Below are 14,832 nucleotides of genomic sequence, written 5' to 3'. Positions count from 1 at the left end.
ATTGACCGGACATCAAAGTTCGTTTTTGTTCAACTCCAGAACAAAGCCAACCGCAACACGGCAACCGCCTTCTTGAAGGCCGTGATCGAGACTGTTCCCTACAAGATCCATACAATCCTGACTGATAACGGTATCCAGTTTACGTTCCCGGCGCGTTATCGGAATGGGCCAACGGCTCAGTATGTAACGCATATGTTCGATAGGTGTTGTCAGATCAACGGCATCGAGCACCGTCTCACCAAACCCAACCATCCCTGGACCAATGGTCAGGTTGAACGCATGAATCGAACCATCAAGGATGCGACTGTAAAACGGTATTATTACGACTCACACGATCAGTTGAAGGCCCATCTCCATCGCTTTGTGATGGCTTATAACTTCGCCAAAAGACTAAAAGCTCTCAAAGGCCTAACACCCTATGAATACATCTGCAAAATCTGGAAAAATGAGCCAGATCGTTTTATCTTTGACCCATTCCAGCACACCGTGGGACTAAACAGCTAGCGCCGGCATAGTCGTGTTGTAGCGTAGACTGGCCGGATCATCAATCCAGCGTTTCAGGTATTCTGGTTTGAAGTATTCGGTTACGCTGACCGGGTAATTTAATTCAGGCGCTTTTCCCCCGCCTTGTCCGTTGATGGTATGGCACGCCATGCAATATTTGCGGAAATGCAGAAAACCACGTTTGACTTCGGCAGAAACACGCGCTGGCGGAAACATCCCCGGGAAACGGGTGGCAAAAGAAGCGAGCTCAATGCCAATGATCTGATACGGCATATCGGCAGCGCCTTCCTCAAGCAGGATAGGGAATTTCAGGTTATCCCATACCAGATAAACCGGCCCCAGTTCCACCACTTCATGATTTTGCAGCGTGTTACCCAGTATAAAAGGGGAACCATCTGCGCTGGCAACTGCAAGATAGGCGTCATAAGTGAGAAACTTCGCAACCGGAATACTGGGCTGATAGCCATCTTTGCAGCTAAAGACAATCTCGTCTGCAGCTCTCCAGGCTTGTCCAAAAATCTGATCCAAAACGGGCCGCACAGGATAAGCCTTATATTGACGGTCCCTATGCTCGTGCACTTCAAAAACATTCAATATTGTCCGCCTGGTAAAGGTATCGAGCTCCTCTGGTTTTAGCGATTGGACGATGTTATCCTGATTTTTAAATTTGATGAGGGTATCCATTGCATCAGCTTGTGCATGCGCCGGATGGATAAGGCCGATCATCAAACACACACTCAGTATCAAGCATCTGCAATAGAGCATAATGCGAATATGTTGATTGCAATACCGATTAAGAAAATGTTTGGGATCTTGTTCCATTTATTCAACCAGAAATCCGTTTGTCTGCCGGGTCCACAATTGGGTGTAGGCGCCATTGGCAGCCAGCAGTTCGGCATGGCTGCCGTCTTCAATAATACGCCCGTGGCGGAACACCAGAATGCGATCCAGGTGTGCAATGGTGGAAAGGCGGTGCGCAACCACGATAACAGTCTTGTTTTGCATCAGTGTAGCCAGGCTGTTCTGGATGGCTTGTTCGGTCACCGAATCCAGGCTGGAAGTGGCCTCATCCATGATCAGAATCGGCGCATTTTTTACGATCACCCGGGCGATGGAGATACGCTGCCGCTGGCCACCAGAGAGCTTTACACCACGCTCGCCCACCAGTGATTCATACTGGCTGGGCATGCGCTCGATAAATTCATGCGCATCCGCGCCACGTGCCGCCAGTTCAATCTCTTCCTGATTGGCATCAGGACGGCCATAGCGGATGTTTTCCAACAGTGTGCGGTGAAACAGCCCCGGATCTTGCGGAATCAAGCTGATTTGTGCATGCAGAGATTGCTGGGTAATGTTCCGGATATCCTGGCCATCAATCAGAATACTGCCTTGTTGGGGATCATACAGCCGCAAAATCAGATTCAGCAAGGTAGATTTACCAGAACCAGAATATCCTACCAGCCCAACACGCTGCCCGCCTTCAATCCGCAGATTGAGATTTTCAAATACCGGGCTGCCAGGAACATAGCTGAAGGTAACATCACGCAATTCAATACAACCCTGGGTAACTTGCAGCGGTTTTGCTCCAAGGGGATCAGTGATCTCGTGTTCACGCACGATGGTGTACACCCCATTGGTGATATTACCGATGTATTCAAACAGATCAATGAAACGACGGCTGATATTGCGCACTTCATTGATGATCAGCAATGAAAGGCTGATGCTCATCACAAAATCAGCGACCGATATCTGATTCCGCTGCCATAGCCATAGCGCAAACAGCAATGTTCCCACTTTGAGGATTAGTGCTAGCGAATATTGAAACCAGAGGATTCTCTCGTTGGACCAGAGCCAGCGTCGCGCCGCAGTAATTTCATTATTCAGAAAATTTTTTAGGTAATCGCGCTCAAAGCCCAGCATGGCAAACAGCCGCACACTGGCAAGATTGGTAACAGCATCTACCACTTTGCCAATTGTAATACTGCGTGCCTCGGCCGATTTATGCGCCAATGGCCGGCAACGTCGTGCCAGCTGATAAGAAATACTCAGAAAGAGTAATGCCCATACTAGCGTAAACAAGGCCAGCGGAATGCTGGCATACCACAGCAGAGCGACTGATACCGTCAGTGTGACGACAATCGGCAGAAAATCAAATACCAGCGTCCACAATGTCATGTTAACGCTGGTGGAAGTTTCTGAAATACGGCTGGCCAGCGCACCGGCAAAATTGTTGCTGAGAAAACGATGCGAATGATGTTGCAGGTATGCATACAGCTCGCTGGTTACCTGTGCGCGCAAACGCGGGGCAACAACAATCCGGCAAGAGGCGCTGGCACGACTGAACAGCACTTCGCTCAGGTTAAGCATGATATAGAGCCCGAGTGGAAAGGCAACGGCAGCAAAGATCTGTTCCCGCACATTGATCGCATCCGTTACCCCGCCGACAATCTGGCCGATGGCATACGGTGTCAAAATACCGCTGGCCGAAGAACCGATTTCCAACAGCACAACCAGCGCACACCAGCCGGAGTAATGCCTGAAAAAATGCAGCAGAAAAGGAATCGGTTCGCCCGGCAACGCTGGGGCGTGCGGGGAAGAGTGGGTTTCATTCATCAGAAACAACAGGAAAAGAGTATTTGGGCCTCATGGTAATAAGGATATGAGGCTTGTACAACTGACAAAGCAAGATGGCGATGTACAGATGCAGTGATCAAACCAACTGACACGTTAGGGTCAGTGTGTGGAAGATAAAAACCGGAGCCCGGACGAGCGATAAGTTTGCCCGGGTTTATTTACATCAACCGACTAGGTATATCTCAAAACGGGATATCGTCTTCCATATCGTCAAAACCTGTGCTGCTACCTGTAGTGCCAGTTTTAGCAGGTGTGTTACTTGAATATTCGTTACCTTGGTCGGCTGGTGGATCATAGTTACCACCGCTGCCACCACCTGAGCGGCCGCCAAGCATTTGCATACGGTCGGCAACGATTTCGGTGGTATAGCGTTCCACGTTGGATTTATCAGTCCATTTGCGCGTTTGTAAGCGACCTTCGATATAAATCTGTGAGCCTTTTTTCAGATATTCTCCAGTAATCTCAGCCAGCTTGCCAAACATAACGATCCGGTGCCATTCGGTGCGCTCCTGTTTCTCGCCCCCCTTGTCTTTCCAGGTATCGGTAGTGGCAATATTCAGATTTGCCATGGCATCGCCGCTGGGCATGTAACGGATTTCCGGATCGCGGCCAAGATTGCCAATCAACATAACTTTATTTAGTGAAGCCATTTATCTATTTCCTTCCAATAACTGAACCACTTTTTCTTCATCAAAACCCTTGAGATCAACCTTCAGGTAAGCCACCTGTTCATTGGCCAGTACAAGCGCCTCATACACTCCCGGCAGGGCTGCCAATTCGCGTGATAAGTCATTGGCCTGTTCGGAATTCATTTCTCCGACCTGATACATTTTGGAACGGACAGCTGCCGGTGCCTGCATGGTGGTGGCCAGTATCAACCAAATAATCAACAACCCGCTGCACATGATCGCCATGGCGTAAAAGCCAAAATGCTGGAACAAGTAACCGCCCAAACTGGAGCCAACAAACGCACCTAGAAACTGGGTACTGCTGTAAACGCCAATGGCGGTTCCCTTAGCGCCAACTGGTGCAATTTTCGAAATCAGTGAAGGCAGACTGGCTTCCAGGAGATTGAATGCGGTGAAAAAGACCAGTAATGCGAAAACCAATCCCCAAAAAGAAGTATTGAAGATCGCCAGTAACACCTGTGCCAGTAACAATAACGCCACAGCAGCAATGAAAATCGGTTTCATCCGGGCTTTTTTCTCGGCATAAATAATGGCAGGCACCATCAATATCACCGCGCCTACCATGACGGGCAAATAAACTTGCCAGTGGTGGGCAGCGGCCATGCCGGTTTCCCGCAGGGATACTGGTACCACCAGCCAGAGTGCCATCAGGACCGCATGCAGGGCAAAAATCCCATAGTTCAATCGCAGCAGTTGCGGATCACGTAACACGTTACCAAAGCGGCTGGTAGTAACCTCGGTATCGGAATGAAAGCGGCTGATCGCTGGGTCAGGTACTACCTTATACATGACCAGCATCGCCAGTATAGCCAGACAGCCGGTAAGGGCGAAAATGCCCGGGACACCGACCCATTGATTCAGGATAGGCGCAGATATCAGTGACAGTGCGAATACTGCGCCGATGCTGACTCCAATCATTGCCATCGCCTTGGTGCGATGTTCTTCCCGTGTCAAATCAGCTGCCAGCGCCATGACTGCGGCTGAAATAGCACCGGCACCCTGGATGACGCGCCCGAAAATAACCCAGTAAATATCGGTTGCTGATGCTGCGACAAAACTGCCCACGGCAAACAGGATCAGGCCGAGATACACCACCGGCTTGCGCCCGATGCGATCAGACAGCCAGCCGAATGGAATCTGCAGAATCGCCTGCGTCAATCCGTAAGCACCCAGCGCGATACCGATCAGCGTGTAACTGTCTCCTCCTGGCAGATCTTTGGCGAAGAAAGTAAAAACCGGAAGAATAATAAACAGGCCGAACATGCGAAGTGCATAGACGCCTGCCAGGCTGATGGATGCGCGCAGCTCCACCCGGGACATTTTTTCAGGAAGTTTGGTTGCTGTTCTGGATGCAGATGTTGCGGACATGAAGCGTAATTGTGAATTGTGATAAAAGCGGGAAGTTGGGTATATTATCAGGTTGACTCTTTCTTAGGTAGCCGATGGAATTCATCAGGATCCGTGGTGCACGGACACATAATCTTAAAAACGTAGACCTTGATCTGCCGCGCAACCGGCTGATTGTGATCACAGGGCTATCCGGCTCCGGCAAATCTTCGCTGGCTTTCGATACGCTGTATGCGGAAGGCCAGCGGCGTTATGTTGAATCACTTTCTGCGTATGCACGGCAGTTTTTGCAATTGATGGAAAAACCGGATGTCGATCTGATCGAAGGGTTATCACCCGCCATTTCCATCGAGCAAAAAGCCACTTCGCACAACCCGCGCTCCACCGTGGGGACAGTCACCGAAATACATGATTATCTGCGCTTGCTGTTCGCCCGGACGGGGGAGCCGCATTGCCCAGAGCATGGCATTGCGCTGGCGGCACAAAGTGTTTCGCAAATGGTTGATCAGGTACTGGCATTACCGGCAGATACCCGGTTGATGATTCTTTCACCAGTAATAACCGGGCGCAAGGGCGAGCAGCTGGAATTGTTTGATCAGCTGCGTTCGCAAGGGTTTGTGCGCGTCCGGCTGGATGGGGAAGTGCATGATATCGACGCCCTGCCGAAGTTGCAGAAAAATAGGAAGCATACGATCGAAGTGGTGATAGATCGTCTCAAGATTTCACTGGAGATCAAACAGCGCCTAGCAGAATCTTTTGAAATGGCCTTGCACTATGCTGAGGGCAAGGCAATAGCGGTAGAAATGGATACCGGTAAGGAATACCTATTCTCTGCCAGATTCAGTTGTCCGGTATGTAGCTATGCCTTATCCGAGCTTGAACCGCGTCTATTTTCCTTCAATAATCCTGCTGGTGCGTGTCATCGCTGTGACGGATTGGGGCAGATCACTTTTTTCGATCCGGCGCGGGTGGTGGCTTTTCCGTATTTATCACTGGCCACAGGCGCTATCAAAAGCTGGGATCGGCGTAATCAGTTCTATTTCCAGATGTTGCAGGCAGTGGCAACGCATTACCACTTCAATCTTGAAGTTCCATTCGAGCAATTGAGTGAGGCTGCACAACAGGTTGTGTTGTATGGTTCCGGCAAGGAAAAAGTCACCTTTACTTACTTCAATGAGCAAGGCAAAGCCAATCAGCAAACGCATGTGTTCGAGGGCATTATCCCCAGCCTGGAGCGCCGTTATCGGGAAACTGAATCACAAACTGTACGCGAAGAGCTGGCCAAATTTATCAATGCGCGCGTCTGCCCGGAATGTGAAGGTACACGCCTGCGCCGTGAGGCCCGCCACGTTACAGTGAATGGTGAGACAATTTTTGCAATCAGTGCCTGGCCGTTGCGGCAGGCCAAACAGTTTTTTGATGAAATGAAGCTGGAAGGCCATAAGCAGGCCATCGCAGAGCGTATTGTCAAGGAAATATCCAGCCGTCTGCAGTTTCTCAACAATGTCGGGCTGGACTATCTTTCACTTAATCGATCCGCCGATACGCTTTCCGGCGGAGAGGCGCAGCGTATTCGCCTTGCCAGCCAGATCGGCTCTGGCTTGACCGGTGTCATGTATGTGCTGGATGAACCTTCGATTGGTCTGCATCAGCGTGATAATGAACGTTTACTGGAAACCCTCAAACATCTACGCGATCTCGGCAATAGCGTTATCGTGGTGGAGCATGATCAGGACGCCATCCTGCTGGCAGATCATGTCGTCGATATGGGCCCCGGCGCCGGTGAACATGGTGGACGTGTGGTTGCGGAGGGCACGCCCGCAGCTATTCAGGAAAATCCTGCCTCATTGACCGGGCAGTATCTTTCCGGAAAGTTAGCCATTGCTATCCCAGCTGCGCGTACACCTCCTGATCCGGAAAGAATACTGATCATACGCGGAGCAAGTGGTAACAATCTCAAACAGGTTGCGCTTGATTTGCCGGTCGGACTGCTGGTGTGTGTGACGGGTGTTTCAGGCTCGGGAAAATCCACTTTGATTAACGATACGCTGTATCGCGCTGTGGCGCGGCATTTGTACGGCAGCTTGACTGACCCGGCGGCTTACCGGGAAATTGATGGGCTGGGCTTTTTCGATAAGGTGATTGATATCAACCAAAACCCGATCGGACGTACCCCCCGTTCCAATCCCGCCACCTACACCGGCCTGTTCACCCCAGTGCGTGAATTATTCGCCGGTGTGCCGCAAGCCAGAGAACGCGGTTATCTGCCAGGCCGATTTTCGTTTAATGTCAAAGGCGGACGCTGTGAAGCCTGCCAGGGGGATGGTGTCATTAAGGTGGAAATGCATTTTTTACCGGATATTTATGTTGCCTGCGATGTGTGTCATGGACAGCGTTACAACCGGGAAACATTGGAGATTCAATACAAGGGTAAAAATATCCACGAAATTCTGCAAATGACCGTTGAAAACGCACATATATTTTTTGAAGCAGTGCCGGTGATTGCCCGCAAGCTGCAAACCTTGCTGGATGTGGGACTGGGATATATCACGCTGGGACAATCTGCCACCACGCTATCTGGTGGTGAGGCGCAGCGCGTTAAACTTTCTCTGGAATTATCCAAACGTGATACTGGCCGCACACTCTATATTCTGGATGAGCCAACGACTGGTCTGCATTTTCAGGATATCGATCTGTTGCTCAAAGTGCTACACCGCCTGCGTGATAACGGGAATACTGTGGTTATTATCGAACATAATCTGGACGTTATTAAAACGGCTGACTGGATTATTGATCTTGGTCCGGAAGGTGGTGCCGGAGGCGGTAGAATCATCGCCGAGGGCACACCGGAAGCCGTGGCAGCGATGCCTGGCAGTTTTACCGGACAGTTTCTCCAGCCATTGCTTTCCAGTACTACCCAAACCTCTTCATGAATCCGCGCGAACTTCTGCTTGATAGTTTTCATGCTGCTGTTAATGCAGCTGATCCGCTGAAAATTGTGCCTTGTCATCTGCCTGAACCGCCACGCGGGAACACGCTGGTGGTTGGTGCTGGCAAAGCGGCTGCCGCCATGGCGCGCGCAGTGGAAGAGAACTGGCCAGCAGATCATCCCCTGGAAGGGATTGTGGTGACGCCTTATGGTCATGGTCTGGCGACGAACAACATCATGGTGATTGAGGCCAGTCATCCGGTACCGGATACACAAGGTGAAATGGCAGCGCGCGCCATGCTGGAATCGGCACGCATACTCACGCCAAATGATCTGCTGCTGGGACTGTTCAGTGGCGGGGGGTCCAGTCTGCTGTCTGCGCCCATTCCCGGAGTAACGCTGGATGAACTGAAATCAATTACCCGCCAGTTATTGCGTTGTGGCGCGGCAATCCAGGAAATCAATATCGTGCGCAAGCATTTATCTGTCGTACTGGGTGGCAGATTGGCAGCCGCCAGCCGGGCACCGGTACACAGTCTGATCATCTCGGATGTCACCAATAACGATCCTTCCTCCATCGCATCCGGACCCTGTGCGCCAGATCCCTCCACCTGGCAGGATGTACTGGCACTGATAGAGCGTTATGCAATTAACATTGCTCCGCAAACCATGGGAATCCTGCAGAAAAATGTCAATACAGGCAGTAACGAAACCCCCAAACTAGGCGATCCGGTTTTCAGGAACGTGAAAAACCGGATAATCGCTACGGCGCGGCAATCACTCGCGGCGGCTGCACAGTTTTTTCGTGCACAAGGCATTACACCGCTGATTCTCGGTGACACCGTAACTGGGGAGGCAAAGGAAATCGCCAAAATGCATGCAGCCATTGCGCGGGAAATACGCCATTACAGCAACCCGTTTAAACCGCCTGTAGCCTTGATTTCCGGTGGAGAAACCACGGTAACGGTAACAGGTTCTGGCAGGGGCGGGCGCAATGCCGAGTTTCTGCTCTCGCTCGCCATCGCACTCAATGGACTGGAAGAAGTTTACGCATTGGCTTGCGATACTGACGGAATCGACGGCAACGGAACCAACGCCGGTGCAGTAATCACACCAGATACCCTCAATCGAGTAGAGCAGGCCGACGTTAATCCAGTAAGATTGCTTGATGACAATGATGCCTGGACTTTCTTTGACCAACTGGATGATCTGATTGTCACCGGCCCAACCCGCACCAATGTTAATGACTACCGGGTTGTTCTGGTTTTGTAGCCCTAAATATTGGATAGGTTTATGTCTTGGTACATGAATCAAGTATCCGGCCCACTGGAAAAAGGGCTGGATACCCAGGATATCAAATCCTGTAGAGATACCTACTGGTTTTAAAGCAATTTACGCGTAAGTTTTTCTTAACACATACTGCAAAATGCCGCCGTGACGATAATAATCCACTTCAATCGCGGTATCGATACGGCTGCGTAATCTGACTTCCCGGCGCGAACCATCCTGGCTGTGAATGACCAGTGTAATTTCTTGTTGCGGTTGAAGATCACCCAGCTCCAGAATATCAAATCGTTCATCGCCCTGAATACCCAGAGAAGCCATGCTATCCCCTTCTTTGAATTGCAGCGGGAGCACGCCCATGCCAATCAGGTTGCTGCGGTGGATACGTTCGTAACTCTCCGCGATTACTGCTTTGACGCCCAACAATTGTGGGCCTTTAGCTGCCCAATCACGGCTTGAACCAGCGCCATATTCTTTACCGGCAAATACTATGGTTGGTATGCCATCCTGAATATACTGCATGGCTGCATCAAAGATACTCATTTCCTTCCCGTCACGATCACCATCGTTATAGTACAACGTAACGCTGCCTTCACTGCCAGGCACCATCAGATTTCTGATACGCACATTAGCAAATGTGCCGCGCATCATGACGCGATGATCCCCTCGACGCGAGCCATAACTATTGAAATCTGCCCGGGCAACGCCATGTGCCAGTAAATATTGCCCTGCAGGCGAAGATTCCATGATGGCGCCGGCAGGGCTGATATGGTCGGTTGTAACTGAATTACCGAGAATTGCCAGCGTACGTGCGCCATGAATGGCATCTGGTGCTTTGGTTTGATCTATTTCCAGGGAAAAATCTTCAAAAAAGGGTGGTTCGGCGATGTAAGTGGAATCCGGCCAGTCATACAACTTACCGGTAGCCGAGGTGATATCGTTCCAAAGTGTATGATCCCGAGTGAAATCGCTGTATAAGCGACGGAAAGTTTCCGCCTGGGTCGCAAATTTCATCATGGATTCGATTTCTACGTTAGTTGGCCAGATATCGCGCAACCAAACAGGTTTGCCATCTTTATCCTCTCCCAGTGGTTCGCTTGTCGGATCCCTCAGTACCGTTCCAGCAATAGCATAGGCCACCACCAGTGGAGGAGATGCAAGAAAGTTGGCGCGAATATTGGAGTGAATCCTCGCCTCGAAATTGCGGTTACCGGATAATACCGCTGCGCATACCAGATCATCCTTGACAACGGTTTCTTCGATCACTTTTCGCAGTGGTCCTGAGTTTCCGATACAGGTTGTGCAACCATAACCGGCCACGTTAAAACCGAGCTGTTCAAGATAAGGTAACAAACCGGCAGTACGAAGATACTCTGTAACGACACGTGATCCAGGTGCAAGTGAAGTCTTGATATGTTTTTTGACTGCCAGGCCTTTTTCCACTGCCTTTTTTGCCAGTAAACCGGCAGCAATTAGCACACTTGGATTGGAAGTATTGGTGCAGGAAGTAATGGCAGCAATCAGTATGTCACCGTGGCGCAACTCGATTGGTTGGATCGGTGTGCCGTTGGTGGCAGTTTGAGGGGTAGGGCGGTTATTGGCCATCTCGACCACATTGCGCGCACTTCCAGGTAGTAATGCAGATTCACTTTGACTGCTGTCGGGTGCAACGCAAAGGTTGGATTGTGCATGCTTGTCGCGGGTGGTATAAGTATTTCCCAATACTTCTGCCGCTTTGCCGTAGCCATTTTCCTTGATAGGTTTGCTGAATAATTCAGTGAAAGTAGATTTTAGATCTTTGAGTGCAATGCGATCCTGCGGGCGCTTCGGCCCAGCCAATGAAGGTGTGATAGTACTTAGATCCAAGGCGAGCTCCTGGCTGTAATCGATATCCCCATGACGTGGCATGCCGAACAGCCCTTGCGCCTTGAAATAGCGTTCGAAAGCATCGATTTCTTCTTCTGTACGACCGGTATATCGGAAATAGGCAAGTGTTGCATCATCTACTGGAAAAAAGCCCATGGTTGCACCGTATTCAGGAGCCATGTTGGCAATCGTGGCGCGATCCGGCAAACTCAGCAAAGTAACACCTTCACCAAAAAATTCAACAAACTTGCCCACTACATTGGCTCTCCGTAGCATTTCTGTGACTGTCAGCACTAGATCAGTCGCGGTAACTCCCTCCTGCAGATGCCCTGTTAGATTGACGCCGACTACATCTGGCGTCAGGAAATAGATCGGTTGCCCAAGCATACCCGCTTCGGCTTCGATTCCTCCCACCCCCCATCCCACCACGCCAATACCGTTGATCATTGTGGTGTGTGAATCAGTTCCAACCAGTGTATCCGGATAAATAAATCCATCCTTTTGATGTACGCCACGCGCAAGATATTCCAGATTGACCTGATGTACGATACCAATTCCGGGAGGAACCACGCCGAATGTATCGAATGCTTGCATACCCCATTTAATGAACTGGTAGCGTTCCCGATTGCGCTGGAATTCGATTTCCATGTTCCGTGCGAGTGCTTGGCTATCACCGTAATAATCTATCTGAATTGAATGATCCACCACCAGATCTACCGGTACTAGCGGTTCGATCAACTCCGGATTTTTTCCCAATCTCTTGGCTACACTGCGCATTGCGGCCAGATCAACCAACAACGGTATCCCGGTGAAATCTTGTAATACGATACGCGCCACGACAAACGGTATTTCCTGAGTGCGTTCTGCTCTTGGCTGCCAACTAGCAAGTTGTTTGACATGAGCCTCAGTGATTTTCTTGTCATCGTAATTACGCAGAATAGATTCCAGTATGATCCGGATGGAAACTGGCAAACGCGAGATGGTTCCCAACCCGGCTGCCTCAAGCGCAGGAAGCGAATAAAACTGGATTGTTTCACCGTTAGATAGAGGTAACGTACTTAAGCTATTGAATAAATTGTGGGCCATGATGATTCCTTGAGTAAGAGACGACGGGCATTTTGTATTTATGCAGTAACCGTTTAAGTTTATCATTCGCCACTGGCTGCGACCAAATACTTGACCTGACACCGATGGTTACAGCTTTTTTGTATTTTTAAACGGGAGAATAATGAATATCGAACAACTAAATCAAAAATACGGAATTGGGGAGCAGGTAGTTTTTAAAGAGGGGGAAGGGGGTTTACCCTTTATTCATATCAAGAATGAAAAGGCCAATGCACTGATCTCGATTTACGGCGGACAGGTGCTTGCATTCCGGCCGATACATGCGCAAGATGATCTTCTGTTTTTAAGCAAGCGCGCCTATTATCAACAGGGCAAGGCAATCAAAGGCGGTGTGCCGATTTGCTGGCCATGGTTTGGCCCGGATCCGGAAGGTAAAGGGCGATCAGCACATGGTTTTATGCGCAATCGCATGTGGGATATCATCGAAACATCCACAACCCCGGAAAACGGCACTCGAATCGTACTGGGATCAACCGATACCGAAGAAACACGATCCATCTGGCCACGCGCATTCATTTTGAGACTGGAAATTACCATTAGCGATACGCTCAATCTAGAGCTGATCACTCGCAATCCGGGCTCACAAGTATGTACGATCACACAGGCTTTTCATACCTACTTCAACGTAGGGGATATTCGGCAGACACATGTATCCAGCCTGGAAAACACTCGCTATATTGATAAAGTGCACGATAACCTGGAAAAAAACCAGATCGGTGCTGTCACCATTGAGGCGGAAGTGGACCGAATTTACCAGTCAGTCGATAGCAATCTCATCATTCACGATACAGCTCGAAAACGCCGTATCCGCATCACTTCTAAAGGGAACAGAACCGCCGTTGTGTGGAATCCCTGGGCAAAGATCTCGACAGAAATGGCAGATCTGGAAGATGATGATTACCTGCGTTTTATTTGTGTGGAAACCACCAATGCCGCGACAGACCGGGTTCATATCCAGCCCGGCAGTGAGTTCCGGTTGGTTGCCAATTACCGGATTGAGCAGGACTGACAGAAAATCTCCAGAATTTTCTGTTTGAAAACAAGGAAAAACAATGGCTTTAAAACTTCACATTATCACCTGTAGTACTCGCCCCGGGCGCATCGGGCCTCATGTCGCACAATGGTTCTGCGAAGCCGCTGTCCAGCATGGCAAATTTGACGTGGTACCGGTAGACCTGGCGGAATTTAATCTGCCGGTGTACAACGAGCCGGAACACCCAGTACGCCAGCAATATCAGCACGCGCATACCAAAGACTGGGCAGTCAGTGTCCACGCAGCTGATGCCTATGTATTTGTGACTCCGGAATACAATTTCGGCCCACCGCCCTCACTGCTCAACGCGCTCAACTACGTTTACAAGGAATGGAATTACAAACCTGCCGGGATTGTGAGTTATGGCGGTGTATCAGGCGGATTGCGTGCGGCCCAGATTCTGAAACAAACGCTGACTACCCTGAAAATCATGCCAATAGTGGAAGCCGTCACCATCCAGAATGTTTCCACACACATTGATGAAAGCAAACACTTCATCCCAATTGATTCTCATCTCCGTGCTGCGACAACCTTGCTGGATGAACTGTACAAATGGGCGCAGGCGCTTAAAACACTGCGGTAATACTGCTGTTGCCAGCAGCTTCTGTTCGGGGTGGATACCTAATCTGCCCTGAATAACTGGCTGGATGCATGATGAATCTCCCTCGTCGTCGATTATCTGGAATAGGCTTTCAATCCTTCTCCTCATGGACATCCCAGTCCATTGGGCGCGCCTCGCCAGTCTGGTAGAACTGCTTCACCAGCTTCACGTAATCCAGAAAGTCCCGGTTCTCGGTTGCCAGCCGGTTGGCCATATCCCAGTCGATCTCGTCGCGCTCGCGAGCCGGAATCAAGACCTGACTTTCTGTCGGGTTCTCGGCATCCAGTTTGATCAAGCCGATGCCGTGCGCGGCGAACAGCATCCGCAATTGAACCGCCCCGGGTTTTGAGGAGGCTCCACTATCTGAGAAGATGGAGCCATGAACAAATCAAATAAATATTCCCCCGAAGTAAGAGCGCGCGCAGTCCGTCTGGTGCAGGAACACCGCAGTGAGTATCCCTCGCTGTGGTCGACGATTGAATCCATTGCGCCGAAGATCGGCTGTTCAGCCCACACATTGCTTGAATGGGTGCGCAAACACGAGACTGATACCGGCTTGCGAGACGGTGTGACCAGCGAAGAGCGCGACCGCATCAAAGCCCTGGAACGCGAAGTAAAGGAATTGCGCAAGGCGAATGAGATTCTGAAGCTGGCCAGTGCTTTTTTCGCTCAGGCGGAGCTCGACCGCAAACTCAAATCCTGAGATCGTTCATCGACCAGTACCGCGACGCCCATGGGGTCGAGCCGATCTGCAAGGTTTTGCAGGTCGCCCCATCAGGGTATCGGCGATATTCCGCGCAACAGCGTAATCCGGCTTTGC

At 50.4% G+C, this 14,832-nt stretch carries 11 protein-coding genes, 1 pseudogene and 1 other annotated feature; of the genes and pseudogenes, 6 read left to right on the top strand and 6 right to left on the bottom strand.

Features of this window, described 5'->3' with window-relative positions; genetic code table 11:
- On the top strand, positions 1 to 504 hold a 504-nt coding region (locus ABF86_RS11305), incomplete at its 5' end, for an integrase core domain-containing protein (RefSeq protein WP_160803612.1).
- Here ABF86_RS11305 and ABF86_RS11300 read toward each other — a convergent pair.
- The 4 genes from ABF86_RS11300 to ABF86_RS11285 form a co-directional block, all read right to left on the bottom strand.
- Positions 493 to 1,230, bottom strand: a complete 738-nt coding sequence (locus ABF86_RS11300; RefSeq protein WP_240142321.1) for a cytochrome c — start codon at positions 1,228 to 1,230, stop codon at positions 493 to 495. The genes ABF86_RS11305 and ABF86_RS11300 overlap by 12 nt on opposite strands.
- A 96-nt stretch (positions 1,231 to 1,326) precedes the next feature.
- Positions 1,327 to 3,117, bottom strand: coding sequence for an ABC transporter ATP-binding protein (locus tag ABF86_RS11295; RefSeq protein WP_074684981.1), 1,791 nt, complete (start codon positions 3,115 to 3,117; stop codon positions 1,327 to 1,329).
- A gap of 203 nt (positions 3,118 to 3,320) precedes the next feature.
- On the bottom strand, positions 3,321 to 3,788 hold the full coding sequence (locus ABF86_RS11290) for a single-stranded DNA-binding protein (RefSeq protein WP_011635430.1): 468 nt from the start codon (positions 3,786 to 3,788) through the stop codon (positions 3,321 to 3,323).
- Positions 3,789 to 5,195 carry an MFS transporter gene (locus tag ABF86_RS11285; RefSeq protein ID WP_083341436.1) on the bottom strand — a complete coding sequence of 469 codons (1,407 nt, stop codon included), beginning with the start codon at positions 5,193 to 5,195 and terminating at the stop codon, positions 3,789 to 3,791. It abuts the gene before it with no gap.
- A gap of 74 nt (positions 5,196 to 5,269) precedes the next feature.
- Here ABF86_RS11285 and uvrA point away from each other — a divergent pair, with 74 nt between their 5' ends.
- Entirely contained in the window at positions 5,270 to 8,107 is a 2,838-nt protein-coding gene (uvrA, locus tag ABF86_RS11280) for an excinuclease ABC subunit UvrA (protein ID WP_074684980.1), read from the top strand.
- Positions 8,104 to 9,375: a glycerate kinase gene (locus ABF86_RS11275; protein ID WP_074684979.1), complete on the top strand. Its 1,272-nt coding sequence runs from the start codon at positions 8,104 to 8,106 to the stop codon at positions 9,373 to 9,375. Before uvrA ends, ABF86_RS11275 begins: the two co-directional genes overlap by 4 nt.
- Before the next feature lie 120 nt (positions 9,376 to 9,495).
- Here the strand turns inward: ABF86_RS11275 and ABF86_RS11270 are convergent, their stop codons facing one another.
- Complete coding sequence (locus ABF86_RS11270) at positions 9,496 to 12,339, bottom strand: aconitate hydratase (RefSeq protein WP_074456043.1); 2,844 nt, start codon at positions 12,337 to 12,339, stop codon at positions 9,496 to 9,498.
- A gap of 142 nt (positions 12,340 to 12,481) precedes the next feature.
- Between ABF86_RS11270 and ABF86_RS11265 the strand changes: the two genes are divergently transcribed.
- Entirely contained in the window at positions 12,482 to 13,387 is a 906-nt protein-coding gene (locus tag ABF86_RS11265; protein ID WP_074684978.1) for a D-hexose-6-phosphate mutarotase, read from the top strand.
- A 43-nt stretch (positions 13,388 to 13,430) separates the two neighbouring features.
- Complete coding sequence (locus tag ABF86_RS11260; RefSeq protein WP_074684977.1) at positions 13,431 to 13,994, top strand: NAD(P)H-dependent oxidoreductase; 564 nt, start codon at positions 13,431 to 13,433, stop codon at positions 13,992 to 13,994.
- A 109-nt stretch (positions 13,995 to 14,103) separates the two neighbouring features.
- On the opposite strand, the gene ABF86_RS11255 is transcribed toward ABF86_RS11260, so the two are convergent.
- Complete coding sequence (locus ABF86_RS11255; protein WP_204987599.1) at positions 14,104 to 14,334, bottom strand: HrgA protein; 231 nt, start codon at positions 14,332 to 14,334, stop codon at positions 14,104 to 14,106.
- A 57-nt stretch (positions 14,335 to 14,391) separates the two neighbouring features.
- Between ABF86_RS11255 and ABF86_RS11250 the strand changes: the two are divergent.
- Positions 14,392 to 14,832 (top strand): annotated as a pseudogene (locus tag ABF86_RS11250) (transposase); the annotation flags it as partial.
- Positions 14,670 to 14,786: a sequence feature (AL1L pseudoknot), on the top strand. Its footprint overlaps the pseudogene before it by 117 nt.

The organism is Nitrosomonas sp. GH22 (assembly GCF_009833115.1).
Taxonomy (GTDB): Bacteria; Pseudomonadota; Gammaproteobacteria; order Burkholderiales; family Nitrosomonadaceae; genus Nitrosomonas; species Nitrosomonas eutropha.
The sequence above is the reverse complement of the archived record's forward strand: the minus strand, read 5'-3'. Positions and strand labels throughout refer to the sequence as shown.

Excerpts from the sequence above, each read along its gene's own strand:
- ABF86_RS11260 (WP_074684977.1), top strand. The coding sequence starts at position 13,431 with ATGGCTTTAAAACTTCACATTATCACCTGTAGTACTCGCCCCGGGCGC.
- ABF86_RS11285 (WP_083341436.1), bottom strand. The coding sequence starts at position 5,195 with ATGTCCGCAACATCTGCATCCAGAACAGCAACCAAACTTCCTGAAAAA.
- ABF86_RS11300 (WP_240142321.1), bottom strand. The coding sequence starts at position 1,230 with ATGATCGGCCTTATCCATCCGGCGCATGCACAAGCTGATGCAATGGAT.
- ABF86_RS11295 (WP_074684981.1), bottom strand. The coding sequence starts at position 3,117 with ATGAATGAAACCCACTCTTCCCCGCACGCCCCAGCGTTGCCGGGCGAA.
- ABF86_RS11270 (WP_074456043.1), bottom strand. The coding sequence starts at position 12,339 with ATGGCCCACAATTTATTCAATAGCTTAAGTACGTTACCTCTATCTAAC.
- ABF86_RS11255 (WP_204987599.1), bottom strand. The coding sequence starts at position 14,334 with ATGCTGTTCGCCGCGCACGGCATCGGCTTGATCAAACTGGATGCCGAG.
- ABF86_RS11290 (WP_011635430.1), bottom strand. The coding sequence starts at position 3,788 with ATGGCTTCACTAAATAAAGTTATGTTGATTGGCAATCTTGGCCGCGAT.
- uvrA (WP_074684980.1), top strand. The coding sequence starts at position 5,270 with ATGGAATTCATCAGGATCCGTGGTGCACGGACACATAATCTTAAAAAC.
- ABF86_RS11265 (WP_074684978.1), top strand. The coding sequence starts at position 12,482 with ATGAATATCGAACAACTAAATCAAAAATACGGAATTGGGGAGCAGGTA.
- ABF86_RS11275 (WP_074684979.1), top strand. The coding sequence starts at position 8,104 with ATGAATCCGCGCGAACTTCTGCTTGATAGTTTTCATGCTGCTGTTAAT.